The sequence below is a fragment of the Pseudodesulfovibrio hydrargyri genome, assembly GCF_001874525.1.
GTDB classification, from domain to species: domain Bacteria; phylum Desulfobacterota; class Desulfovibrionia; order Desulfovibrionales; family Desulfovibrionaceae; genus Pseudodesulfovibrio; species Pseudodesulfovibrio hydrargyri.
In genome coordinates this window covers 1,287,518-1,311,859 of the sequence record NZ_LKAQ01000004.1, presented here as the reverse complement: position 1 = coordinate 1,311,859, position 24,342 = coordinate 1,287,518, and the positions used below count along the sequence as shown (strand labels likewise).

Annotated in this window: 18 protein-coding genes; 6 read left to right on the top strand and 12 right to left on the bottom strand. The window is 64.6% G+C overall.

Annotation, left to right across the window (positions count from 1 at the left end):
• Positions 1-765: 765 nt before the first annotated feature.
• The gene (locus BerOc1_RS10510; RefSeq protein WP_071545654.1) at positions 766-1,920 is read right to left on the bottom strand and encodes an iron-containing alcohol dehydrogenase; all 1,155 of its coding nucleotides are present in this window, start codon (positions 1,918-1,920) and stop codon (positions 766-768) included.
• A 280-nt stretch (positions 1,921-2,200) separates the two neighbouring features.
• On the opposite strand from BerOc1_RS10510, the gene BerOc1_RS10505 reads away from it, so the two are divergent.
• Entirely contained in the window at positions 2,201-3,094 is an 894-nt protein-coding gene (locus tag BerOc1_RS10505) for an AraC family transcriptional regulator (protein WP_071545653.1), read from the top strand.
• 72 nt (positions 3,095-3,166) lie between these two features.
• Here BerOc1_RS10505 and BerOc1_RS19280 read toward each other — a convergent pair whose 3' ends face one another.
• The 6 genes from BerOc1_RS19280 to cooS form a co-directional block, all read right to left on the bottom strand.
• Complete coding sequence (locus BerOc1_RS19280) at positions 3,167-5,320, bottom strand: methyl-accepting chemotaxis protein (RefSeq protein WP_071545652.1); 2,154 nt, start codon at positions 5,318-5,320, stop codon at positions 3,167-3,169.
• A 211-nt stretch (positions 5,321-5,531) separates the two neighbouring features.
• Positions 5,532-6,641 (bottom strand): NADH:flavin oxidoreductase/NADH oxidase, encoded by a 1,110-nt coding sequence (locus BerOc1_RS10495; RefSeq protein WP_071545651.1) that lies wholly within the window; start codon positions 6,639-6,641, stop codon positions 5,532-5,534.
• 150 nt (positions 6,642-6,791) lie between these two features.
• Positions 6,792-8,972, bottom strand: coding sequence for an MASE3 domain-containing protein (locus BerOc1_RS10490; protein WP_071545650.1), 2,181 nt, complete (start codon positions 8,970-8,972; stop codon positions 6,792-6,794).
• Between the two features lie 238 nt (positions 8,973-9,210).
• Complete coding sequence (locus BerOc1_RS10485) at positions 9,211-11,235, bottom strand: methyl-accepting chemotaxis protein (protein ID WP_071545649.1); 2,025 nt, start codon at positions 11,233-11,235, stop codon at positions 9,211-9,213.
• 125 nt (positions 11,236-11,360) lie between these two features.
• Positions 11,361-12,164 (bottom strand): ATP-binding protein, encoded by an 804-nt coding sequence (locus BerOc1_RS10480; RefSeq protein WP_071545648.1) that lies wholly within the window; start codon positions 12,162-12,164, stop codon positions 11,361-11,363.
• 301 nt (positions 12,165-12,465) lie between these two features.
• Complete coding sequence (cooS, locus tag BerOc1_RS10475) at positions 12,466-14,343, bottom strand: anaerobic carbon-monoxide dehydrogenase catalytic subunit (RefSeq protein ID WP_071545647.1); 1,878 nt, start codon at positions 14,341-14,343, stop codon at positions 12,466-12,468.
• 422 nt (positions 14,344-14,765) lie between these two features.
• Here cooS and BerOc1_RS10470 point away from each other — a divergent pair, with 422 nt between their 5' ends.
• A complete protein-coding gene (locus BerOc1_RS10470; protein ID WP_071545646.1) occupies positions 14,766-15,011 on the top strand; it encodes a hypothetical protein in 246 nt (81 codons plus the stop codon).
• 1 nt (position 15,012) lies between these two features.
• Here the strand turns inward: BerOc1_RS10470 and BerOc1_RS10465 are convergent, their stop codons facing one another.
• Positions 15,013-15,672: a Crp/Fnr family transcriptional regulator gene (locus BerOc1_RS10465; RefSeq protein ID WP_071545645.1), complete on the bottom strand. Its 660-nt coding sequence runs from the start codon at positions 15,670-15,672 to the stop codon at positions 15,013-15,015.
• A gap of 122 nt (positions 15,673-15,794) precedes the next feature.
• On the opposite strand from BerOc1_RS10465, the gene BerOc1_RS10460 reads away from it, so the two are divergent.
• From BerOc1_RS10460 to BerOc1_RS10450, 3 genes are all read left to right on the top strand, one after another.
• Positions 15,795-16,595 (top strand): substrate-binding periplasmic protein, encoded by an 801-nt coding sequence (locus tag BerOc1_RS10460; RefSeq protein ID WP_071545644.1) that lies wholly within the window; start codon positions 15,795-15,797, stop codon positions 16,593-16,595.
• Between the two features lie 3 nt (positions 16,596-16,598).
• A complete protein-coding gene (locus tag BerOc1_RS10455; protein WP_071545643.1) occupies positions 16,599-17,219 on the top strand; it encodes a class I SAM-dependent methyltransferase in 621 nt (206 codons plus the stop codon).
• Positions 17,220-17,550: 331 nt separating this feature from the next.
• Entirely contained in the window at positions 17,551-18,276 is a 726-nt protein-coding gene (locus BerOc1_RS10450; protein WP_071545642.1) for a TerC family protein, read from the top strand.
• Between the two features lie 772 nt (positions 18,277-19,048).
• Here the strand turns inward: BerOc1_RS10450 and hisG are convergent.
• The 3 genes from hisG to BerOc1_RS10435 all read right to left on the bottom strand — a co-directional run bounded on the left by hisG (position 19,049) and on the right by BerOc1_RS10435 (position 21,449).
• A complete protein-coding gene (hisG, locus tag BerOc1_RS10445; protein WP_071545641.1) occupies positions 19,049-19,927 on the bottom strand; it encodes an ATP phosphoribosyltransferase in 879 nt (292 codons plus the stop codon).
• Complete coding sequence (gene hisI / locus BerOc1_RS10440; RefSeq protein ID WP_071545640.1) at positions 19,924-20,301, bottom strand: phosphoribosyl-AMP cyclohydrolase; 378 nt, start codon at positions 20,299-20,301, stop codon at positions 19,924-19,926. The genes hisG and hisI overlap by 4 nt, the downstream gene beginning before the upstream one ends.
• A 110-nt stretch (positions 20,302-20,411) precedes the next feature.
• Positions 20,412-21,449 (bottom strand): PrsW family glutamic-type intramembrane protease, encoded by a 1,038-nt coding sequence (locus BerOc1_RS10435; protein WP_071545639.1) that lies wholly within the window; start codon positions 21,447-21,449, stop codon positions 20,412-20,414.
• Between the two features lie 130 nt (positions 21,450-21,579).
• Between BerOc1_RS10435 and BerOc1_RS10430 the strand changes: the two genes are divergently transcribed.
• On the top strand, positions 21,580-22,740 hold the full coding sequence (locus tag BerOc1_RS10430) for a DegT/DnrJ/EryC1/StrS family aminotransferase (protein WP_071545638.1): 1,161 nt from the start codon (positions 21,580-21,582) through the stop codon (positions 22,738-22,740).
• A gap of 269 nt (positions 22,741-23,009) precedes the next feature.
• Here the strand turns inward: BerOc1_RS10430 and BerOc1_RS10425 are convergent, their stop codons facing one another.
• The gene (locus tag BerOc1_RS10425; RefSeq protein ID WP_071545637.1) at positions 23,010-24,197 is read right to left on the bottom strand and encodes a GGDEF domain-containing protein; all 1,188 of its coding nucleotides are present in this window, start codon (positions 24,195-24,197) and stop codon (positions 23,010-23,012) included.
• Positions 24,198-24,342: the final 145 nt, after the last annotated feature.

Sequence of the window (24,342 nt, the reverse complement as noted above, 5' to 3'; positions counted from 1 at the left end):
TTGAGGCTTTCCAAACTGGCGGGATCGGAGCGGGTGGTTATCTCGACTTATATTTCGCGCACCGTTCACGCATCAGCTCGATAAGGGGAAGCCTACAGAGGCATCAGCTAAAATAAAGAACGGGGCGCTTCTCGACCGACGTAATCGTATCCCCTTTGCTTCATACAATTTACTATACAATCATTATACTCTGATCGGTTGAGATGTTTACTCTTTCTTGCATTATTCGCACGATCCTTACAAAGATAGTATTCCATTTCCGTTGGGCTTTCGAACACCACCCCAAACAGCACATTTTTTGTCCTTGCACAGGATTCTTCAGTTCGACACACATAATTTTTATGATTATCAACTGGATAAACCCCTCTTGCACATCCCACAATCGCTACTACGGCCATTAAGACCAGCATCAAGTTTCTGACGCACACGGAAAAGCCCATACCCCCTCCAGCGCCCCTGCGTTGGGGACTCGGTTTCAACTTCACCTTCGCGGAATCAGGAATGACACCTTACGACTTCCCAATATAATAGTTGTTGATCTTTCATTAGGAAGATGTCTCCATTTTTCAGCTTCAGATGTCACTCTAGTGAAATGTCCGGAAATCTGGGAACACAATACTATTCCCCCCGAACTCTCCGGGCCTTCCGGTCAGCTATTCCCACCCCCGTATCAATTCAAGAGTTCCGATACAAGCGGCTGTCCGCGCACGAAAAAGGGAGGAGCCCTCAGGCTCCTCCCTTTTCATATTGTGGTTGCGGTCGCGCCTACTTGCCGTAGTAGGCCAGTTCGAAGAGGGTGCGCATGGCTTCCTTGTCGATGCAGCGGGGGTTGGTGCCGGTGCAGGGGTCGGCCACGGCGCCTTCGGCCATGCGTTCGAGGTTTTCCTTGAAGAACGCCTCGTCCACGCCGAATTCGGCCAGGGTGGACGGGATGTCCAGGGCCTTGTTCATGGTCTCGATGTGAGCGGCCAGGGCAGTGGCCTTTTCCTGGTCGGTGTCGCCCGCAAGGCCCAGGCGGTCGGCGATCTCGGCGTACTTGGCCGGGGCCTCCGCCGCGTTGTAGGCGATGACGTGGGGCAGGAAGATGGCGTTGGCGCAGCCGTGGGGCAGGTCGAGGATGCTGCCGCTCTTGTGGGCCATGCTGTGCACGATGCCCAGGATGGCGTTGGAGAACGACATCCCGGCCAGGCACTGGGCGATGTGCATCTTGCCGCGCGCCTCCGTGTCCCCGTAGTAGGAGGGCTTGATATACTGGTCGATCATCTCGATGGATTTGATGGCCAGGGCGTCGGTCAGATCGTTGGACACGTTGGACACGTAGGCCTCGATGGAATGGGTCAGGGCGTCCATGCCGGTGTGGGCCACCAGCCTCGAGGGCAGGTCGGCGGACAGGTCGGTGTCCACGATGGCCACGTCCGGGGTCAGGTTGTAGTCCGCGATGGGGTACTTGATGCCCGTCTCGCCGTCGGTGATGACCGAAAACGAGGTGACCTCGGTGCCCGTGCCGCTGGTGGTGGACACGGCCACGAACCGGGCCTTGCGCCGCAGGGTCGGCAGCGAGAACGGCACGGCGGCCTTCTCGAGGGTCATGTCCGGCTGCTCGTAGAACAGCCACATGGCCTTGGCCGCGTCGATGGGCGAACCGCCGCCCACGCCCACGATCAGGTCCGGGCCGAACTCGCGCATGCGCTCCACCCCGGCCAGCACGGTCTGGATGGTGGGATCGGACTCGACCCCCTCGATGACCTGGGTATCGATGCCCGCGCCGCGAAGCTCGGCCTCGATACGGGCCAGGCCGCCGTTCTTCTTGATGGAGCCGCCACCGATGACGATGGTGGCCTTCTCGCCCTTCAGCTTGCCGAGCTGGGCGACGACGCCCGAGCCGAAATAGGTCTCGCGGGGGATGATGAAACTTGCCATGGATTCCTCCTTGGTGATGTGGTCTGGTTGTCAAAAAATATAAATCTTCACTGTGAGCCTGCCGACCGCGACGCGGAACGATCTCCGTTTTCAGTCAGGAGAGTTGCTCGACGCTCGACGGCATGCGTTGGCTTCCGGTCATTCCGTCCGTCCGTCACGGATGTTGACACTACGGATTATCGGGAATACTTGAATACCCAATAGTCCACGCCTATTGCCTGATAATACACGGCGAAGAATAATCGAGCGCCGCTCCGCGGCGGCGCATGAGGATAAGGATATGAACGGCCCGGCTCTCAACGCGCTGGCGGACATCGTTTCGCGCCACACCCCGAACAGAAACCTGAACCAGACCCCGATCCAGGGGGTGTCCTGCGTGCGCATCGACAGGCCGGACGAGCATCTGCCCGAGGTCTACAACCCGTGCATCTGCCTGGTGGTCCAGGGCGCCAAGGCCATAACCTACGGCCACGATCTTTACGCCTGCGGCACGGGCGACTACATGACCATCCCGGTGACCATGCCGATCATCGGCATGGTCACCCAGGCCTCGCCCGAGCGCCCGTACCTCTGCCTGCAGATGGACATCGACCTGACCATGGCCGGGGAGATATTCCTGGCCGGGAACATTCCCCCGAGCGGCTCCGGGCAGGCCGCCCGGTCCCTGTTCGTGGAGACCATGGACGACGCCCTGGGCGAGCCCCTGCTGCGCCTGGCCCGGCTCCTGGACGCGCCCGAGGACGCCGGTTTCCTGGCTCCCATGTACATCCGGGAGGTCTGCTACCGGCTGCTCAAGTCCGGCCACGGGCGGCACATCGCGCACCTGGCCATGCAGGAGGGGAGCCTGCAGAAGGTCGGCAAGGTCATCGCCCACATCAACCGGCGGTTCCGCGAGCCGCTGCGCATCAACGAATTGGCGGACATCGCCGAGATGAGCGTGTCCGGACTGCACCAGTGGTTCAAGAAGATCACCACGCTGACGCCCATCCAGTTCCAGAAGCAGCTCCGGCTGATCGAGGCCCGGCGGTTCATGGTCGCCGAGCAGAAGGGCGCGGCCGAGGCCGCCTACCACGTGGGCTACGAGAGTCCCTCCCAGTTCAGCCGTGAATACACGCGGATGTTCGGCTCTCCCCCGGCCCAGGACGCGGAGCGCTACCTGGAGGACCGGGAGTGAACCGCAAGCGGGAACGAAAAAAGGCGGAGCCGCGCGGCCCCGCCTTTCCTATCTGATTGATTGCCCGGACGGCTAGAAGCGCTCGAAGTCTTCCTGGTCGTCCATGTCCATTTCCAGAGCCAGCCCCTGGGGCTTGACCGGGGCCGGCTTGCCCGGGGCGAGGGCGGGCGCGGGCTTCCGCTTGACCACCTTGGTGGTGGAACCGTAGCGGGCCCCGCCGCCGTCCACGTGGAAGAAGGCCATGACCTCCTGCAGATGCTGCCCCTGACCGGCCAGCTCCTCGCAGGTGGAGGCCATCTCCTCGGACGCCGAGGCGTTCTGCTGGATGACGTTGTCGAGCTGGGCGATGGCCTGGTTGATCTGGGTCGCGCCCGCGTTCTGCTCGTTGCTGGCCGCGGTGATCTCCTGGACCAGCATGGCGGTCTTCTCGATGTCCGGGACCAGCAACTTGAGCATCCCGCCCGCCTTTTCCGCTACCTCCACACTGCTGCTGGACAGCTCGCTGATCTCGGCGGCGGCCGTGCCGCTGCGCTCGGCCAGCTTGCGGACCTCGGCGGCCACGACCGCGAACCCCTTGCCGTGTTCGCCCGCCCGGGCCGCCTCGATGGCCGCGTTCAGGGCCAACAGGTTGGTCTGTCGGGCGATCTCCTCGACGATGGATATCTTCTCGGCGATGCTGCGCATGGACACCACGGTCTTTTCCACGGCCTCGCCACTGACCCGCGCGTCGTCCGCCGCCTTGGTGGCCAGGGTGTCGGTCTCCTGGGCGTTCTGGGCGTTCTGGGCGATGTTCGAGGTCATCTCCTCCATGGACGAGGTGATCTCCTCGATGGACGCGGCCTGCTCGGTAGCCCCCTGGGACACGGCCTGGGACGAGGACGACAGTTCGGTGCTGCCCGCCGCCACGCTCTCCGAGGCGGACTTGACGTCCATGACCACGTCCTTGAGCCTCTCGGCCATCTCCTTCAGGGTTCGGGAAAGGGCTCCGATCTCGTCCTTCTGCTTGACGTCGATGCGGTTGTCCACGAAGTCGCCGCCCGCGATCTTTTCGGCAAAGGCCACGGCCTTGCGCACCGGCGCGACCAGACCGTTGGCCAGGAACCAGAGGACCAGGCAGGCCAGGACCACGATACCCGCTCCCGCGCTCACGCCGAGGACCGCGTTCTGCCGCGAATTGTCGGCCATGACCTTGGCGAGCTGCTCGGCGTCGGCAAAGACCACGCTGCGGGGAACCTCGATCAGGATGCCCCACGGCGTCCCGGTGCGGCCCAACTCGATCGGGGCGCTGATGTCGACCGTCTCCTTGCCCGGCGCCATGTCGGCGTAGGACTTGCCGCCCTGGATGCTGTCCACGATCTTCTTCCAGTCGCCGTCAAAGACGTCCTTGAAGGGCTTGCCCACCGCGTCGGGGTTCTTGCTGTCCGCGACCATGATGCCGAGATAGCTGATGACCTGCACGCGGGCCGCCCCGTCGTACAGGGACTTGGCCACCTTCTCGCTGAGCTGCTGGATGAACTTGAGCCGCAGGTCGGTGCCGGCGATGCCCAGGAACTTCCCATCGAGCATGATCGGGGCGGACATGGTGGTCAGCCACTCCTGACGGCCCTGGACGATGTAGGGGAAGGGATCAAGGATGTTCTCCTTGTGCCGCTCGCGGGGGAACAGGTACCAGCCGCCCTTGGTCACCCCGTTGGGGTGGGTGGACGCGTCCTCGTACCCGACCAGGGCCTGACGCGCGATGCGGCCGTTCTCGTCCCGGTTCCAGTAGGGGACGAACCGCCCGGTGTCATCGTGGCCCGTGGCCTTGTTCCCGGCGTGGGCGGAGTCCTGGCCGTCCAGGGCGCCGGGCTCCCACGCGCTGTAGGTACCCAGGAATTCCGGATTATTCTCCAGCACCCTGAGCAAAATATCGTTGAACGCCGTGCGCAGGTCAAAGGTCGCCCCCGCGCCCGAGTCCTTCCGGACCGCATTGAACGCGTCGGCAATGGTCCTGGCGGTGTCCAGGTTGATGTTCAGCGTCCGGCTGATGGTCCCGGCCTCGCGCTGGGCCACGGCCGTCAGGCTCTGCCGCGTCTGCTCCTCGATGAGCTCGTTGACCTTTTCGCCGACGAACCGCTCGGAGCGCGACTGTGAAATCATCTGGATGCCGACCAGCACCACGACGGTGGCCAGGAGACACCCTCCGGCCATGACCACGATCTTTGTCTTGATGGACTTGAACTGCATATCCCCACCTAGTTTGTTTGACGAACTACCATCGGCCCCCGCAGGGCCGATGCCACACCCTACTTTCATACACAGCCGTAATACCTGAACCGGAAATTTACAGCTATTATTATAACGCATCCGTGACATACGTTTTCCCCCGGCCCGGAACGCAAAAACGCCCCGGAGGATTCCTCTTCCGGGGCGTCGTCGCCGTCCGTTCGATGCGGGCCTAGCGCTCGTCGCTGGCCTTGTAGCGGTCCAACCAGTGGGCGTAGGATTCGGGCAGGGTCTTCCAGCCGGGATTCTCGATGCCATAGGCCTTGGCCAGGGTGTAGGGATAATGCGGGTTGGACAGGTGGCGGTGGCCGAGCATGACCAGGTCCAGCCGCTCGTCGGCCAGGACGTCGCGGATGATCTCCGGGGTGTCCACGTTCCAGGCCGCGGACACCGGAATGCCGGCCTCCTTGCGGATGCGCGCCGCATAGGGCACGACCAAGGCCGGTCCCCAGGGGATGTTCGCCTCCGGGGTGGTGAAGCCCAGGCTCGCGTCGAGCAGGTCCAGGCCGAGGGACTTGAAATCCCTGGTCAGGCTGACCGCGTCCGCGACCGTCTCCTCGTCGCGGCCGTCGAACTCGATGACCCCGAGGCGGACGGCCAGGGGCAGCCGTTCGGGCCAGACCTCGCGCACGGCGGCCAGGGTCTCGCGCATGAACCGGCCGCGCCCGGCCAGGTCGCCGCCATAGCCGTCCGTGCGCCTGTTGGCGTGCACGGACAGAAAGCTCTGGGCCAGGTAGCCGTGGGCGAAGTGCAGTTCCAGCCATTCGAACCCGGCATCCCGGGCGCGCCGCGCCGCGCCGACGAAGTCGTCCTGGACGCGCTTGATGTCCTCAAGCGTCATCTCCCTGGGCACGCGCGGCAGGTTGGCCCCGAAGGGGACGGCCGACGGGGAGATGGTCTGCCACGCCCTGGGGTCGTCCTCGGCCATGTGGTCGTCGCCCTGCCACGGCACGTTGGCGCTCGCCTTGCGGCCCGCGTGGCCGATCTGGATGCCGGGCACGGCACCGGCCCGCTTGATGCCCGCCGCGATCCCGGCCATCTTCCCGGCCTGGGTCTCGTTCCACAGCCCTGTGCAGCCCGGCGAGATGCGCCCCTCGGGCGAGACCGCCGTGGCCTCCACGATGACCAGCCCGGCCCCGCCCCGGGCCATGGACGGATAGTGGATCTCGTGCCACTGGTTGGGCACCCCGTCCACGGCCTGATACTGGCACATGGGCGGGACCACGATGCGGTTTCTCAAGGTGATGTCCTTCAACGTGAATGTATCGAATGCGTTGGCCATGATTCCTCCGGTATGTCCTGTGGGGTTGCTGTCGTGCCTGCGTGAACGCGGTCCGGCCCGGGCCGGAAGACGCCCTTCCCGTCATGGTAGGCCCAAGACGCGGCCTTGTCACGGCCAATCGGAAAAAAACGGGGAAGTCGGCGAACGGGATCACGCCCCGGACAAAAGGATGGAGATGACCGTGACGTCGTCCTCGTCCGAGGTGTCGAGATGCAGCCCGTAGCCCATGGCGTCGGCCATGAGCTTGGAGGAGTAGGTGCCGAGCCCGGTGCCGCGCTTCTTGCCCCAGGTCTTGTATTTCTCGAAGAACTGGTCGCGGATCTCCGCCGGGACCGCCCCCCGGTTGCGGATGCGGATGACCCGGCACGGGACTCCCTCGAGGCTGACGTCCACGGCGCCGCCGACGGGCGAGGCATCCACCGCATTGGCCACGAAGTTGGAAAGCATGCGGTAGAGCAGGTCCTTGTCCGACAGGATGAGGCCGTCCGCTCCGCAGGCCGCCCGCTCCACGAACAGATTGAAAGCGATGTTCTTGCTCCTGGCCGGACTTGCGTGGTCCTTGAGGACCGCCTCGACGACCTCCGCGACGTCCACCTCGACCGGGATGTATTCGTAGACCCCGGTCTCCATCTTGAACAGGTCCAGGGAGTGATCGACCATGCCCAGAATCCGGTATCCCGTGCTCTCGACCAACTGCACCAATTCGACCTGCTGCTCGGACAGGTTCCCCTCCTCGATGAGCAGCTGGGGAATGCCGATGATCCCGTTGAGCGGGCTCTTGAGGTCGTGGCGCATGATCTGCTCCACGTCCTCCTTGAGCTTCTCGAGGACCTTGCGGTCGGTGATGTCCTCGAAGGTGGCCACGAAATTGACCAGCGTGCCCTGCCGGTCGGTCACGGGCGCGATCATGACCTGCTCCCAGACCAGGTCCCCCCGGTAATTGCGGCGGGCCAGGTCTCCCCGCCACAGGCGGCCCGCGCGCATGGCCTCGCCGACCCCGCGCACCGCCGGATCCTGCGCGCCGTCACCCAAAAAACCGGCGATGTCCCGGCCCAGGGCGTCCACGCCGGTGATCTCCCGCCGCCCGAAGAAGACCGGGTTGCCGTATTCGATGATCCCGCCGGTGGAGGTGATGACGATACCGATGGGGCTGCTCTCCACGGCCCGCTGAAGCTGCCTGAGTTCAAGCTCGCGGTGCTTGCGCCCGGTCACGTCCCGGTCCACCCCCCGGTATCCGGCCACCCGGCCGTCGGCGTCCAGGATCGCCACGCCGCGCGTCTCCATGACGACCTCCCGTCCCTTGGTGCTCAGGACGGTGTTTTCGCGGTGCACCGGCGCCCCGCTCACGGCCGCCTCGCGGAACGCCTCGCGCGCGGCCCCGGCCTGGCCGGGGGGCATGAAGTCGAAGGGCGTCCGGCCGAGCATCTCCTCCGGGGCGTAGCCGAGGATGTCCGGAGCCAGAGGGCTGACGTAGGTGTAGCGCAAGGCCTCGTCCACCTCCCAGATGAGGTCCCGCGAACTTTCCACCAGTCCCCGAAATTTGGTCTCCGAGTCCTGCAGGGCGCGGAAGAGCACCGCGTGCGGGGCGGTGATGCCCGTGGCCACCAGGGCCCGGTAGATGAAATAGAAGGAAAAGAGCTTGAAGTAGTGGCCCACCAGGTTCGAAAAGCCGTAGTTGCTGATGTAGAAGGTGAAGGCCAGCTCCGAGCAGATGGTGAACACCAGGGACCAGACCAGCCAGCGGTGGACCACCGGATCGAACCGGTCGCGCATGCGGAAGAGCAGCCAGGTGGCCGCCCCGAGGATCAGGCAGATGACGTACTCGCTGTTCTTTTTGAACGGGGTCAGCCCGATTCCGTCCACAAAGCAGACCGGAAAGATCCTCCACCAGAAGACGACGGCCACGATCACGGCGGTCAGGGCGAAATAGGCCGAGAACACCCGGACCGCGTTCACGGCCCGGCTCTCCTTCAGAAACCAGAAGGCGGCCAGCAGGGAGAGGCTCTCCATGTAGCGCGTGGCGATCCACACCTGGTTGGCATAGTAGTCGTAGTCGGTGAAAATGCCCATGCCCTTGTAGGACATGGTGTGCAGCAGATCGAGAAAGGCGATGAACAGGTAGGCGATGGCCAGGAAGAGCAGGTAGTTGCTCTTGATGTAATAGCGCGAGTTCCAGCCGATGGTGAAGATGCCGAAGGCGACCACGATGGAGAACATCTCAACCATGGTATGGAAGAGGAGATAGTTCCTGAGGCTGGCCAGATACAGCCCGAGGAACACAACGGCGGCCAGGGTGGCCTTGAAGGGGAGCGATGTGGACTTGGTGTGCAAGATTCCCCCGGAAGTTGCGTCTCGTTTCTTCGTTCCCGACATACGGGTATCCTTCGAACTTATACGGGACTTGCCCTCCAAAGTACAATTATAACGAAAACCATTCCGAGACGCATGGCCCGGACGGACTGGGGGAGCGCGACCCGCCGGGCCTGAACGGAAACGGGGCCGCCCCGGAGCGTACACCCCGAAGCGGCCCCGTCCCGCCTGTTCGCGTTCCCGCCGGCCCAGGTCGTGATCAGAACTTTTCGAAATCCTCATCGTCGCCCATGTCCAGGGCGAGACCGGAGTCCTTGGCTTGGCCGCGCCCGGCCTTGGCCGGTGCGGCGGGCAGGGACCTGGCCGCGGACCGCCGGGCCACCACCGTGGTCCGGCCCCCGCCGGAGGCCACCTTGAAGAAGGTCATGGCCTCGGCCAGCATCTGGGCCTGGCCGGACAGCTCCTCGCTGGTGGAGGCCATCTCCTCCGAGGCCGAGGCGTTGCCCTGAACCACGTCGTCCAGTTGGGTAATCGCCTTGCCGATCTCGGTCACGCCCTTTTCCTGCTCCACGGAGCTGGAGGCGATCTCCTGAATCAGCTCGGCCGTGCGCCCGATCTGCGGCACCAGTTCGTCGAGCATCCGGCCCGCCTTGTCGGCCACGCCCATGGAGGCCGAAGACAGGTCGCCGATCTCCTCGGCCGCCTTGCCGCTGCGCTCGGCCAGCTTGCGGACCTCGGCCGCGACCACCGCGAAACCCTTGCCATGCTCGCCGGCCCGGGCCGCCTCGATGGCCGCGTTGAGCGCGAGCAGATTGGTCTGGCGGGCTATTTCCTGAATGATGGTGATCCGCTCGGCGATGGATCTGAGCGCTTCCATGGCCTCTTCCACGGCCAGGCCGCTCTCCTTGGCCCCTTCGGCGGCCTTGGAGGCGATGGTCTCGGTCTCCTTGGCGGATTGCGCAGTGGTCCGCACCCCGGCGCTCATTTCCTCCATGGACGCGGAAATCTGCTCGATGGACGCGGACTGCTCCACCACGGACTGGGACAGGGACTGGGCCGAGGCGGACAGTTCTTCACTGCCCGCGGACACGCTGTCCGTGGCCCCGTTCACGTCGGCCACGACCTGGTTCAGCCGGTCGGCCATGCCGGTCAGGGCCTTGGCCAACTGGCCGACCTCGTCGCTCTGGTCCAGGTCCACCGAGGCGGTCAGATCGCCGGTGGACACGATCCGGGCGAAGTCCATGCCCTTGCGCAGCGGCCCGATTATCCCCCGGGCGATGAGCCAGGCCAGGAGCACGCCGACCAGCACGGAGACGACGCCGAAGATCATGACGCCCAGGCGCGTGCTGGCCGCCTTCTGGAGCATCTCCTCATCGGTCATGATGTTCGCGGAAATGAGGTCCATGCTCTTGTTCAGCAGCTCCTGGACCTTGTTCAGGGCGGGCACCGTGACCCCGGCGTAGACCGCCTTGGCCGCCTCATACCCCTTGATTCGGGCGTCGTTCAGGCCGAGCACCCCGTCGATGGCCGCCAGGGTCTCCTCGCCCAACGGCGCGGTGATGTCCCGGTACCATTCCTGGGCCTTGGCCCGTTCGCCCGAGGCCAGCTCGGTGTCGATCTCGGCGGCGGATTCGTGCAGGGAACGGTGCGGCTCGAAAATCTTCTGGACCAGGGCCCCGAACCCGGGATCGTCCTTCATCCGCCTGGCCGTCTCGTCGGAGTAGAGCCATTTGCCGAACGCGCACTGGTGCGGGTCGGTCTGCACCCCGGTGCTTGTGCTCGCGGGATCGATAAGCGCATCCTTGACCTTGCCCATCCAACGCAGGTGGTCGAGCTTCTTGTCGCGCAAAAAAGACCCCAGCGCCACATCCGCCGGGGCATATTTCTCGCCTATCTCCACCGCCGATTCATGCAATGTGTTGTGATACTTTTCGATCTCGGCCATGAGCGGCTTCAGGCCGGGAACCAGTTTCTCGGCATCGGTCCGGGCGTCGCTGTAAAACCACTTGCCGAAGGCGCATTGGTGCGGGTCGGTCTGGACGTGCAGTTCGTTGACCTGGGAATTGGTCAGCAACTCGTTGACCTTTTCCGACCACTTGAGGTGGTCCACCACCTTCTGGGTAAAATTCCCCCGCAACTTGTTGCCGGTAATGACCTCCTTGGCATTGCCGACAATGCCGTTGATGCCGAACAGCGCCCAGCCCCCCAGCACCAGCAGCAGCAACAAGACCGAACCGAAACCAATACCAAACTTTAAATAGAGTTTACAGTCCTTCCATCCCATCAGCCACCTCCCGGACACGCGTCATTGCCAAGCAACCCCCTACCCTTGCGCATGAAAATGCGCTTTTGGATAGACGGATGCAATTATAAATCACCGGAAAGATACAGTACTTACGGTATTAGTTATCAGTTGCCGCCCGTTTCGCCCCGCTCCCTCGCGGCCAGCCCGTCCAGCAGGGCGCGGGCCAGCCCGTCCAGCAGGGCGCTTTCGGGCAGGCCGAGCACGGAGGCGTCCGTCATCTGACGCTCGGCCAGTCCGTCCAGCACCGGCACGGACATCCGCCATTCGGGCAGGCCGTCCAACTGCGGCGGCTCACCGCCCGTATAGCGGTTGAGCACCAGCACCTGGTTGTCCAGCCCCAGGTCGGCGGCCATGCGGCCCACCTCGGCTCCGGTCCTCAGGCTGCGCATGGACGGCTCGGAGACCACCACCAGCCCGTCCACGTGGGCCACGGTGCCGCGTCCCAGATGCTCCACGCCCGCCTCCAGGTCCACCAGGACCCACTCGTCGCGGTCCATGACGATGTGCGCCAGCAGCGCCTTCAACAACGCGTTGGCGTCGCACGCGCACCCGCCGCCCGCATTGGTCACCGCGCCCATGACGATCAGCCGCTTGCGTCCCGGCTCCACGCCCGGCAGCGGCTCGCCGCCCAGCGGCACGTCCACGGCCAGTTCCTCGGGCAGGTCGCCCACCTCGGGGTTGAGATTCAAAAATCCGCCCTCGTGGATTCGCTCGCGCACCAGGTCGCCGCGCAAAACCAGCGGCTCGGGCAGCGCGTCCGCGTCCAGCCCCGAGGCCTGGCCCAGCGACAACGCCGTGTCCGCGTCCACCAGCCAGACGTTTTTGCCGCTGCGGGCCAGCCAGTCCGCCACCCACGCGCACAACGAGGTCTTGCCCACGCCACCCTTGCCCGCAAACGCTATTTTCATGGAAGATGCCTCCGGCGGCCGGGGGAAGGGGAGAGGGAAACTTTTGGAAAAGTTTCCCTCTCCCCTTCCCCCGGACCCCCCATCCCCTCTCCTTTCCAAACTTTTTTGTGTCGCTTCACGAGGGGTGTACGGAAGCGGCAACGAATCCTTTCGTCTTGACGATGCAGCAAGAAGTCGGGAACCCCGGCACTCCCCCACCTCAACCCTCCGCACGCGCGGATGCGCATACAAAAAGTTTTGAAGGGGAGTCCAGAGGGGAAACTTTTTCAAAAGTTTCCCCTCTGGCCGCCGGAGGCATCCCCTACTCGCTCAGGCCGAGGGCCTTGCGTTTGGTTTTGATGCGTTCGTCGAACATGTCGGCCGCCTTGACCATATCCCCTTCGATGAAGAAGGTCGCGCCGACCAGGTCTTCGAGTCCGGACACGGCCAGGTTGGTGACCGTTTCCGAGCCGAGGATGTTCGGCGGATGGCCGAGGTGGGTGTAGATGCCCGAGGCCACGGCGTAGAGGCCGATGGCGGCGGCCTTCTCGGAGTACCATTCGGGCGAGGAGGCGCCCACGGGCAGGTCCGAGATGTCCACGTTCAGGGCGTTGGCCAGGGCCGCGCAGAGCTGCAGGATGCGGGCGTTGTCCACGCAGGAGCCGTAGTGCAGGACCGGCGGGATGCCGAGGGCTCCGCAGACCTTTTTCAGGCCCGGCCCGGCCTTTTCGATGGCGTCGGGCACGAGCAGTCCGGCCTTGCCCGCGGCCGTGGTCACGCAGCCGGTGACGAGCACGAGGATGTCCTTCTTGATCAGCTCTTCGGCGAGCTTCACGTTCAGGGAATCCTGTTTGATCTTGGGGTTGTTGCAGCCCACGATGCCGACCGCGCCCCGGATGTCGCCCGCGGCGATGGCCTGGACCAGCGGATCCAGGGAGCCGCCCAGGGCGGCGGTGACCGCCTCGTTGGAGAAGCCGGTCATGATCTCGACGGGCTCGCAGGGGATGTCCACCCGGCCCGCGTCGCGCTGGGCAAAGGCCTCCACCGCGATGGACACGATCTCCCTGGCCTGCTTCATGGCGGTCTTGGGCTGGAAGTCGAAGTGGATGGCCCCGGAGAAGCGCGCCTTGTTTGCGGTGTCGATGAACTTGGTGTGGTAGCAGCCGGAGACCTGAACCAGCGACGGCATGATGCACTGGTAGTCGACCACGATGGCCTCGACCGCGCCGGTGATGATGGCCAGCTCGGTCATCAGGTGATTGCCCGCCATGGGGATGCCCTGGCGCATGAGCAGTTCGTTGCCGGTGCAGCACAGCCCGGCCACGTTGATGCCGGTCGCGCCCAGTTCCTTGGCCCGGGCGAGCAGCTCGGGGTCGCGGGCCGCGGCCAGGATCATCTCGGAGACCACGGGGTTGTGCCCGTGGACCAGGAGGTTGACCTTGTCGGCCTTGATGACGCCCAGGTTGGCCGTGGACATCTTGGGCGTGGGCACGCCGAAGATGACGTCGGACAGTTCGGTGCCGATCATGGACCCGCCCCAGCCGTCGGCCAGGGCCGTGCGGGCCGCGTGGATCATGGTGTTGGGCGCGTCGTTGTCGCAGCCCATGTGGGTGCGGTGCATCATCTCCGCGATCTCGCGGTCCACGCCGCGCGGGATCATCTTGAGCCCGGCCCACTTGTCCTTGCGCACCTTTGGCACGCGCGACAGGAAGGAGACCTCCTTCTTGCGCGAGCCGAAGTCCGCGAAGAAGCACTCCATGACGTCGCGGGCCACATCCATGGTCGGGCGGCCGTCGGTCTTGATGCCGACCTCACCGGCGATGGCGCGCAGCTTGTTCTCCTCGGTGATCTTGTAGTCCGAGGTCTCGCCTTCGACGATGGCCTCCAGGACCTCGATGAGGTCGCGGCCGTGGTCCGAGTGCCCGGCCGCGCCGCCGGCCACGAACCGGCCGAAGTTGCGGGCCACGATGACGTCCGCATCGGCCCCGCACACACCGAGCGGGTTCTTCTCGCTGACCCGGCAGGGGCCCATGGTACAGTTGCGGCAGGTGGTGCCCAACTCGCAGAATTTGCAGTGCGGGGTCTGCCGGTCCAGCCGGTCGTGCACGGTCTGGATGCCTTCGGCGCGGGCTTTTTTCAGCATGGCCTTGGCGTCGTCCCAAATAGACAGTTCTTCAATAGGTCTCGGTTCTTTGGCCAAAATGTACCTCCTATCCCTTTTTGCCGGGTCTGATTGAAGCAACCCCCCGGCCGTACAATTGGTGATGCCGATAGTGGATTTTAGCCTACCAGATCAACGCGATCCTGTATGTCGGATGTCCGACAAAACAGGCGGAAAACCCGGGTTCAGTGAAAAAATGACGTCGAAAAAGGGGGTTCCGAGGATGATTTTTTAAAAATCGAGCCGAAAACGAGCCAATTCGGGCGCCCAGGTGTGAATATGTGGAAAATCGTTCACGCGAAAAGCGACGCGCACGGATCCGGACGGATCAATTCGCGGAAATCCGCGAGTTCAAAGGTGACACATTGCCCCAAGTGACTTAGGCTGGGTTTAAAAATATCGGCAGGGGAAACGCGACGAACGGACATCACCTTACAAATCGTACCGAGGAGAGAAAGACAATGGCGAAACACCACGACATCAAAGGGGCTCTGGACTTCATGCGGCAAGGCTATTCCGACGGCACCCCCTTCACCTTCACGGTCGCCGACATCGTGGGCGAGCTCGACATATCGGAAAAAAAGGCCAGGGACGTTCTCCGGGCGATCAACACCAGGGCCCGCTTCTGGAGAGGAGATTTCCCGGCGGGCGGCGAACTCGTCGTCAGCGGGCCGGTCTATGAGCGCATAACCAACTGGTTCGATTAGATCACTTCGGGTCATCCCCGGCCGCCTTGGCCAGAGCGTCCAGGTCGGGGATGAAATAGACGCCGCGCCCGCGCTTTTCCATCAGCCCGGCCCGCTCCATGTCGTTGAGCAGGGTCGACACGGTCTGGCGGGTTGCCCCCATAAGCTGGGAGAGCTGCTCGATGGTCAGGTTCAGGCTGAGCAGCCGGCCGCCGCCCTCGGGCGTGCCCGAACTCCGCGCCTCGCTCAGGATGTAGTCCATGAGCCGGTTGTAGATGTCCTTGAAGGCCAGGCCGCCGATGATGGAAAAGGAATTGCGCAGGATGTGGCCCAGGACGCGGACCATGGTCCGGGTGAAGAGCGGAATCTCGGCCATGCAGCGCTTGACCGAGCGCACGTCCGTGACCAGCAGCTCGCCGTCCTCCAGGGCCTGGATGTAGCACCCGGAGTGCGTGGAGTAGGGGTCGCCGGGATTGAGGATGGCCAGGGTGAACTCCTTGTCCTCGTAGGCCAGGTAGACCCGCACCCTGCCCTTGGCCACCACGAAGACCAGGTCCTCGGCCCCGTCCGGCCGGAACACGACCTCGCCCTTGGCCACGGACCGCCCGCGGAAGACCGCGCGCAGGTCCGCCATCTCCCGCCGTTCCAGTTCATCGAGCAGATTGACCCCGGTGAATTTCATGCTTTCCCCCTGTGATTTCCCTTGGGTAGCATGATTGCCGAAGGGCCGTCCAATCCCCCCGCCTTGGTCCGATCCGGCACCGGACAAGGGGGTGACTTGCTTCTTCGGGGATGCTATAAATCATGCCCATGAACCCTCTGCGGATATTCACCGGCGCCCTGTTCGCCCTGTTCCTGGCCGCGCGGCTCGCCGCGGCCGGCGCGGCCCCTGTTTCCGACGCGGCTGCGGACAACTGGGACGCGGTGCCCGTCTGCGTCTTCGGCATGCCGGAGGCAGGCTATGCGGTCAGCGCCGACGACTCCGGGTACGTCACCGAAGTGCTCCGGGCCGCGCTGGCCCCGGCCGGGTACGACCTGGTCTACAAGGACATGCCCTACCTGCGCGCCCGGGGCGACTTGGCCGAGGGACGCATCCAGTGCAGCCTGTCCAGCAAGGGCGAGACAAAACGGGCCGCTCCCGCACGGTCCGTGATCGCCGCCTGCGACCTGTCCGTGGCCTATATCGCCGCCGACGGATTCTCCGGAATCAAGGACCTGACGAACCAGAAGGTCGCCCACCTGTACGGCTTCGACTTCCAGCAGCTGCTGCCCGTGCCCATCCGGCCGCAGACCACCTACGACCGGACCTCGGCCATCCACATGCTCGACCGGGGGCACGCGCGGTACGTCGTGGGCGAGGAAAGCATGCTCAAGGATGCCATCCGGGAGACCGGCCTGCCCCTGACCGAGTTCGGCTTCTCCCGGTTCATGAGCTTGGACGTGGTCCCGGTCTTCGCCCCCAATGCCGAGGGGTACCGCCTGCGCGACATCTTCGACAAACGCATGGCGGAAATGGCCGCGTCCGGCGAACTGGCGGCCATATTCAGGAAATACGGGCTGTCCGAGGAGCGCATCCGGCACATCCTCAAGTCCGACACGCCCTGATCCATGGATGAATACGGCCGCATCGCACGACTCTACGATCCGCTTGTGGGCCGCCCCCTGCGCCCCATCCATCGAGCCATGGCCGAACGTCTGGCCCGGACCGCCCGGACCGTCCTGGACCTGTGCTGCGGCACCGGCCTGCTGGCCGGGCAGGCGTTGGAGCGCGGCCTGGCCGTGACCGGAGCGGACCTGTCGCCGCATATGCTCGCCGTGGCCCGCGCCAGGCGGCCCGGCGCGGAATACATCCTGGCCGACGCCAGCGCCCTGCCCCTGCCCGACGACGATTTTGACGGCGCGGCCATCAGCTTCGCCCTGCACGAAAAGCCGCTTCACACGGCCCGCGCCATCCTGGCCGAGGCGCGCCGCGTGGTCCGGCCGGGCGGCCCGATCCTTATCGCCGACTACCTGCCCACCGGGCCGGGCCAATCCTGGCTCACGGGCCGGGCCATCCGCCTGGTGGAGCGGCTGGCCGGGCGCGGCCACCACGCCCGCTTCCTGGAGTATATGGCGGGCGGCGGCGCGGTCCCCCTCCTGGCCCATGCCGGTCTGTCCGCGCGGCTGGAACGGACCTTCATGGACGGCTGGGTCGGCCTGTACGCGGCCGAAGCAACCCAGGCCGATTGATTTCACGCCCGGCATTCCTCATAGTGTCACCATTGAAAAGAGACGCGCCGAAGGCGCAAGAAAGGGATGCAAGGGGTCGAGCCCTATCGCTGCTGTCGCTATCTCTAGGGCTCGAGGACTCGCCTAAAAGCCAGTGCTGCCCACCGACAAATCCGTAGGACAGCGGATTTGGACGCCGGGCTTCCCGGCGCCCCGAAGGGGTGAGCCCCAGGACGGGGCGAATCAAGGCGGAATCACCAGTGAAACGCCGCGAAGCGGCCTTCAATTCCTGATTTATCCTCCCGGGAAACCAAACCAATAAAGCCACAGTAACCCCGACCGAGGGAGCGTCATGTTCGAAGGATTGTGGACCCTGGAAAACCTCATCGCCCTGGTCACCCTGGCCGGGCTCGAGATCGTGCTCGGCATCGACAACATCGTCTTCGTGGTGGTGGTCACCAACAAGCTGCCCGAGGCCTCGCGGGACACGGCCCGGCGGCTGGGCATCGGCCTGGCCATGGTCACCCGCATCGCCCTGCTGCTGGCCATTTCGGCGATCATGGGGTTGACCGCCCCGCTGTTCACCGTGTTCGGCCATGCGGTCTCGGGCCGGGACGTGGTCCTGCTGACCGGCGGCCTGTTCCTGCTGGCCAAGGCCACCCACGAAATCCACGACAAGCTCGAAGGGCCGCCCACGGGCGGGGGCGCGGCCCGGGCCGCGCACTCCTACGCGGGAGCCATCGTCCAGATCGTGCTCCTGGACATGGTCTTCTCGCTGGATTCGGTCATCACCGCCGTGGGCATGGCCCAGCACCTGACGGTCATGATCGCGGCCATCGTCATTGCCGTGGCGGTGATGCTGCTGTTCGCCGGGCCGGTCTCCAGGTTCGTGTCCGCCCACCCCACGGTGCAGATGCTCGCCTTCTCCTTCCTCCTGCTGGTCGGCATCTTCCTCATGGCCGAGGGCATGCACAAGCACATCGACCGGGGCTACATCTACTTCGCCATGGCCTTCTCCCTGTTCGTGGAGTTCATGAATCTCAAGGTCAGGAAGCGGGGGAAGGCGGCCGCTTCCTGACCTTGGGCGAAAAGGAGGAGAAGAACGCGCCTGCGGCGCGGGAGCCGCTGTGCGGGGCTTCGCCCCTGCACGATGCTCCATGCCCTCCCGGCGGGGTCCATTTTTTTGCTGGCCCCAAAAAATAGACGGGAAAAAGGGCCTTGGAGTGTGGGACGGCCGCCCGGAGATCGGGGGATAAGAAGCTGATTCGGGTCGGCTCCCGATTCAAGGCTCGCTACGCTCGCTCTGAATCGAAGAGCCGCCGCCCCTCACCGTCAGCTTCTAATCCCCCGATCAAGGGCTCGTTTGGGTGAAGGAAAGAGTGGTGGTGGGGCTCGGTTATGCGTGCCTCGGTGCATGACGATAGAAATCCGCTGTCGGACAAAGCATCCGATTCGCTCCAGGGGACACAGGAAGGAATTCCTGCCAAGCCTTACGCCGGGCTATAGGCGACAACCCAATCCTCTCTTACGCAGGGCGGTAATCGGAAGCGGCCCCTAGAGCCCGTCTCCGGCGGCGAAGCGTCGGCCGGATCGCGTCTGCGCAGCAGACCTTCGATCCGGCCAGCGAGAGCCGCCTACGGGCTCTTGGGTCCGCTTCCGCCGCGTTCGCACCACAGCGCAGTTTTTGCTTCCTTTTTTCTGCGCCAGCAAAAAAGGAAGTCGCCGTAAAGGCGAAACACACAGTAAGGAGAACAGCCCAAAGCCCGAACGCGGATGCGCGGACAATAAAAAAAGGCCGGGAGAAGCAACGCTTCCCCCGGCCCGTTCTTTCAAAAACAGGGGCAGTCCGTTTAAATGACCTTGTTGAGCGGATACTCGATGATGCCCTCGGCGCCGAAGCCGACCAGCCTGGGGATCAGTTCGCGGACGATCTTTTCCTCGACCATGACCTCGACGGACAGCCAGTTGGGGTCCTGGAGCTCGGCCACGGTGGGGGAGTTGAGGGACGGGAGCGTGCCGTTGAGCTCGGCCAGCTTGTCCTTGGGCAGGTTCATCTTCAGCCCGACCATCTTGCCGGCGCGCAGGGCGCCCTGCAGGAGCATGTTGATCTCCTCGATGAGCTGGCGCTTCTTGGGGTCGGCCCAGGCGTCCTTGTTGGCGATGATCTGGGTGTTGGTCTGCATCAGCTCGGCGATGATCCGCAGGCCGTTGGCCTTGATGGTCGTGCCGGTCTCGGTGATCTCGACGATGCCGTCGCACAGCCCCTCGACCACCTTGGCCTCGGTGGTGCCCCAGGAAAAGGAGACGTCCACGTTGATGCCCTGGGACTCGAAGTACTCCTTGGTGAAGCCCATCAGCTCGGTGGAGATCTTCTTGCCGTCCAGGTCCTCGGGCCGCTTGTACGGGGAGTCGCCGCGCACGCACAGGACCCAGCGGGCCTTGCGGTTGCTGACCTTGGAGTAGATCAGGTCGTCGACCACGACCACGTCGGACTTGTTCTCGCGGATCCAGTCCATGCCGGTCAGGCCGACGTCGAAGGTGCCGTTCTCCACGTACATGGACATCTCCTGGGCGCGGGCCAGGGAGCACTTGATGCGGTCGTCGTCGATATCCGGAAAGTAGTTGCGCTCGTGCAGCTTGATCTTCCAACCGGCCTTTTCAAACAGCTTGAGGGTGGCGTCCTGGAGGGAGCCTTTGGGAACGCCGAGTCGAAGGAATTGTTCACTCATTTCTTATATACCTCTTTGGGGTCGAAGACGAGGGGCGAGCATTCGCCGACCACGCCGTCCTTGAGTTCGCGGTAGAAGCAGGAGCGGTAGCCCTTGTGGCAGGCCGCGCCGCCGATCTGTTCGATCAGAAGTACCAAGGTGTCGTCGTCGCAGTCAATGCGGATGGACTTCACCTTCTGCGTATGGCCCGAGGTACCGCCCTTATGCCATAGCTCCTGACGGCTGCGGCTCCAGTAGTGGGCCTCGCCGGTCTCCAACGTCTTATCCCATGAAGCTTCGTTCATGTAGGCCATCATCAGGACCTCGCCGGTCTCGGCGTCCTGGGCGATGGCGGGCACAAGTCCGTTCATCTTTTCGAAATCTGGTCTGATCACTGCGGCACCTCGTATCAGATGTGTTTCAGCGGCCCGGGATTGGGCCGGGGGAGCTATATAGCCAATGGGCTGCCAAAGCGCAACCTGCGCGCCCGGACGTCACCCGATCGTCATCGGCCGTTCCGCTCCCGGAGGAGCTTGACCGTGAGCTTGCCCATGCCGCGCGCCGCGAAGCCGATGCCGTAGACGAAGAAGACCACGGCCACGGCCAGGGAGATGCGCGACATCGGGTCTTCCGGCGCGCCCATGTGGGCCGCTCCGGCCAGGGCGCAGAACACGCCCGCCAGGCACAGGGCGGAGAAGAGCAGGTCCATGGGCGCGGTCTCGTCCTTGTACGCCTTGATCCACCGCCTGACCCGGCTGCGCCGCACGGCCGGGTCAGGGTTGCGCACCCGGTTGGGCATGACCCGGCTGAAGCCGAAACTCGGGGGTGCCTGCTCGCGCTGGATGGCCTTCATGGACCGGGTCAGCACGGCCACGTACCGGACCATGACGAAGATGACCGCGCCGAACAGGACGTTCAGGCCCAGCGACACGGACGAGGGGATGGCAATGCCCATGGCCTGGGCGTTGCGCAAGATCAGGGGCGCAAAGTCGTACAACCCGTGGAAGAGGATGGCCAGCAGCAGCGCCTTGACGTAGAGCCCGCTGCGCTCGCCGCGCGAAAAGGCGGCCAGCCCCACGTGGTAACCCATGACCGCGCCGACCATGGCGTGGCACGGCACGGCCAGGAACGCCCGGCCCACGGCCACGTGCACCCCTCCGTCCAGAACGAAGAGCAGGTTTTCGGCCGTGGCGAAGCCCAGGGACACGGTCACGCCGTAGACGATGCCGTCCATGGGCTCGTCAAAGGCCGGATGGTTGACGCAGTAGCGCCGCAGGACGATGAGCTTGAAGCCCTCCTCGGGAAGGGCCGCCAGGAGAAAGGCCTGGATCGCGCCCGTCAGGTAGGGATTGTCCGGGGGCACGCCCGAGTCCACCAGGACGAGGAAGGGATAGAGCAGGTAGATGCCCAGGACGATGAGCGCACCGAGAAGAAAGGACGAGATCAGGGCCCCGGCCGGTTCCGGATACTTGTCGTTCGACACGAACAGCCAGAGCAGCACGGCGGACGGCACCACGGCCATGAGGAAAAGGAGAAAATCCACGGGGGCCTCTTGTCAGGTTTGGAGTCGACCCGTATTGGATACCGACGTCGGGCGTTGCGGTCAACGTTTACCCCCCGGCCGGAATCTGCTAAACCACGCCACACGCAACCCACACAAGGAGAATACGGACATGCCCGTTCGTTCCAAGGATAATTTTCTGGTTTTCGGCGCGCCGCGCATCGAGCAGGAGGAGATAGACGAGGTCGCGGCCTCCATGCGGTCCGGCTGGCTCGGCACCGGCCCCAAGGTGGCCCGGTTCGAGAAGGACTTTTCCGCCTATGTCGGGGCATCCCACGCCGCGGCCTGCAACTCGTGCACGGCCGCCCTGCACCTCTCCCTGGTGGCCCTGGGGCTCGAGCCCGGCGACGAGGTCATCACCACCCCGCTGACCTTTTGCGCCTCGGTCAACGCCATCATCCACGCCGGGGGCACGCCGGTGCTGGCGGACGTGGACCCGGTCACCCAGAACATCGATCCGGACCGCGTCCGCGAAAAGATCACTCCGCGCACCAAAGCCATCCTGCCCGTGCACTTCGCGGGCCGGTCCTGCGACATGGACCCGATCATGGCCATCGCGGGCGAGCACGGCCTCAAGGTGGTCGAGGACTGCGCCCACGCCATCGAGACCACCTACAAGGGGCGGCACGCGGGCACCTTCGGCGATTTCGGCTGCTTCTCGTTCTACGTGACCAAGAACGTCTGCACCGGCGAGGGCGGCATGGTCATCGCCCGCGACGAGGCGGACATCCAGGACATCAAGGTGCTCGGCCTGCACGGCATGTCGGCCGACGCCTGGAAGCGGTTCTCGGACGAGGGATACAAGCACTACCAGGTGATCCACGCCGGGTTCAAATACAACATGATGGACATCCAGGCGGCCATCGGCATCCACCAGCTGAACCGGGTGGAGGAGAATTTCAAGCGCCGCTGCGAGATCTGGGACATGTACCAGGAGGCGTTCCGCGCCCTGCCCGTGGGCACCCCGGCCCCGGAAGAACCCGGCACCCGCCACGCCCGGCACCTGTACACCCTGATGATCGACCCCGTGGCCTGCGGGCTGGACCGCGACCAGTTCCTGGTCCGGCTGACCAAGGAGAACATCGGCGCGGGCGTCCACTACCTGGCCGTGCCCGAGCACCCCTACTACCGGGAGCGCTACGGCTGGAAGCTCGAGGACACCCCCCACGCCGTGGCACTGGGCCGCGAGACCCTGAGCCTGCCGCTGTCCGCCAAACTGACCGACGACGACGTGGCCGACGTCATTAAAGCCGTGACCCTCTGCCTGAAATAGAATGTACGCGCGCCGAAGGCGCATAATCGGGATGCAAGGGTGCGAACCCTATCGCTGCTGTCGCTATCTCTAAGGCCCGATGACTCGCCTAAGAGCTGGTGCTGCCCGCCGACAAATCCGTAGGACAGCGGATTTGGACGCCGGGCTTCCCGGCGCCCCGAAGGGGTGAGCCCCAGGACGGGGCGAATCAAGGCGAAGTCACCCGACAAACGCCGCGAAGCGGCCTTCAAAACCTGATTTTCTCTCGGCGAAAACCCAGTTGGCCCGGCCTACTCGGCCCCGGCCAGCTGGTTCCTGCCGCCCGCCTTGGCCGCGGACAGGTACTGGTCGGCGCGGGCGACCATGGACGCGGCGCTGTCCGTGTCCGCGTTGTCGGCCAGCCCCATGGAGATGGTCACCTTGAGGTCGGAGTGGAATTCGCCCCAGGGATATTCCTCCACGGCGCGGCGGATGTTCTCGCAGGCGATGGCCGCCTTGTCGCGGGCGGTGTGGGTGAACAGGACCACGAACTCCTCGCCCCCGTACCGGGCGACCACGTCGCTCTTGCGGGTATTGGCGACGATCAGTTCGGCCACCTTTTCCAGGACCATGTCCCCGACCTCGCGGGAGAAGGTCTCGTTCAGGACCCGGAAGTGATCCAGGTCGCCCATCACGATGGACATGGGCTGTTCGTAGCGCTTGGCGCTCTCGAAGAACTGTCGGGCCTGCTCGTCGAAATGGCGGCGGTTGTACAGGTTGGTCTGGGGGTCGAGCACGGACAGCTCGTTCATTTCGAAACGGCAGCGGGCCGCTTCCTCGCGCATGGCGTTGTACGCCTCGGCCAGCTCGGCCAGGTCCTCGTCCGCGGGCACCGTCATGCAGGCATCCTCGCCCTCCATGCCGCACCGGGCGCGCAAGGACCGGATCACTTCCTTGAGCGGACCGGACTGCCGCCACCCCAGGGCCAGGCCCAGGAGCACGGCGAGCGCGGCCGCGACCGCCGTGCCTACGGCCAGGGACGCGTCGGCCATGCCCAGAAAGGCCGCGTCTTCGGCGACCATGCGCTCAAGCCCCGTGTGCGCGGCCAAGGCCACCACCTTGCCGTCCACGGTCACGGGCTTCGCCGTTGCCAGGACCTCGCCGGACACGGTCTCCCCGGCCTTGTATCCGTCCGCCGGGAAAAGGACGACTCCCGCCCGGTCCATGACCAGGAAGCGGAACGGCTGGCCCTGCCACCGCCTGGTCGGGTCGGTCGGGGCCGCGAAGGTGCTGAACGGGGCCATGTGCATGGCCCGGTCCAGGCCGCCGTAGCGGGCGGCGTAGTCCGCCAGATCGGCGCGGAACAGCGAGAATTCCTCCCGCAGTACATAGTCCCTGAAATCGCTCCGGATGATATCCCGTGCGATGAATACGACAGTCAGGCAGCAGATCAGACCGATGGCGACGTAGCTCGCGGTCAGCTTGGATTGCATGTGCATGGATGGGTCCCCCGGTTCAGGCTATCGCCAAGAGTCTTCCGACGGTAGTGACTTTTGCCCAAGTCCGCGCCGGAGTCAATTATTACCCTTCCGACGGCACAAAAAAGCCCGGATAACCGGGCTGTTCACACCTGTTTCGCGGAGC

What these genes read in the sequence shown, in the direction of transcription:
- BerOc1_RS10510 (WP_071545654.1), bottom strand. Translation starts at nt 1,920, where the DNA reads ATGGCAAGTTTCATCATCCCCCGCGAGACCTATTTCGGCTCGGGCGTC.
- BerOc1_RS10505 (WP_071545653.1), top strand. Translation starts at nt 2,201, where the DNA reads ATGAACGGCCCGGCTCTCAACGCGCTGGCGGACATCGTTTCGCGCCAC.
- BerOc1_RS19280 (WP_071545652.1), bottom strand. Translation starts at nt 5,320, where the DNA reads ATGCAGTTCAAGTCCATCAAGACAAAGATCGTGGTCATGGCCGGAGGG.
- BerOc1_RS10495 (WP_071545651.1), bottom strand. Translation starts at nt 6,641, where the DNA reads ATGGCCAACGCATTCGATACATTCACGTTGAAGGACATCACCTTGAGA.
- BerOc1_RS10485 (WP_071545649.1), bottom strand. Translation starts at nt 11,235, where the DNA reads ATGGGATGGAAGGACTGTAAACTCTATTTAAAGTTTGGTATTGGTTTC.
- BerOc1_RS10480 (WP_071545648.1), bottom strand. Translation starts at nt 12,164, where the DNA reads ATGAAAATAGCGTTTGCGGGCAAGGGTGGCGTGGGCAAGACCTCGTTG.
- BerOc1_RS10470 (WP_071545646.1), top strand. Translation starts at nt 14,766, where the DNA reads ATGGCGAAACACCACGACATCAAAGGGGCTCTGGACTTCATGCGGCAA.
- BerOc1_RS10465 (WP_071545645.1), bottom strand. Translation starts at nt 15,672, where the DNA reads ATGAAATTCACCGGGGTCAATCTGCTCGATGAACTGGAACGGCGGGAG.
- BerOc1_RS10460 (WP_071545644.1), top strand. Translation starts at nt 15,795, where the DNA reads ATGCCCATGAACCCTCTGCGGATATTCACCGGCGCCCTGTTCGCCCTG.
- BerOc1_RS10455 (WP_071545643.1), top strand. Translation starts at nt 16,599, where the DNA reads ATGGATGAATACGGCCGCATCGCACGACTCTACGATCCGCTTGTGGGC.
- BerOc1_RS10450 (WP_071545642.1), top strand. Translation starts at nt 17,551, where the DNA reads ATGTTCGAAGGATTGTGGACCCTGGAAAACCTCATCGCCCTGGTCACC.
- hisG (WP_071545641.1), bottom strand. Translation starts at nt 19,927, where the DNA reads ATGAGTGAACAATTCCTTCGACTCGGCGTTCCCAAAGGCTCCCTCCAG.
- BerOc1_RS10430 (WP_071545638.1), top strand. Translation starts at nt 21,580, where the DNA reads ATGCCCGTTCGTTCCAAGGATAATTTTCTGGTTTTCGGCGCGCCGCGC.
- BerOc1_RS10425 (WP_071545637.1), bottom strand. Translation starts at nt 24,197, where the DNA reads ATGCACATGCAATCCAAGCTGACCGCGAGCTACGTCGCCATCGGTCTG.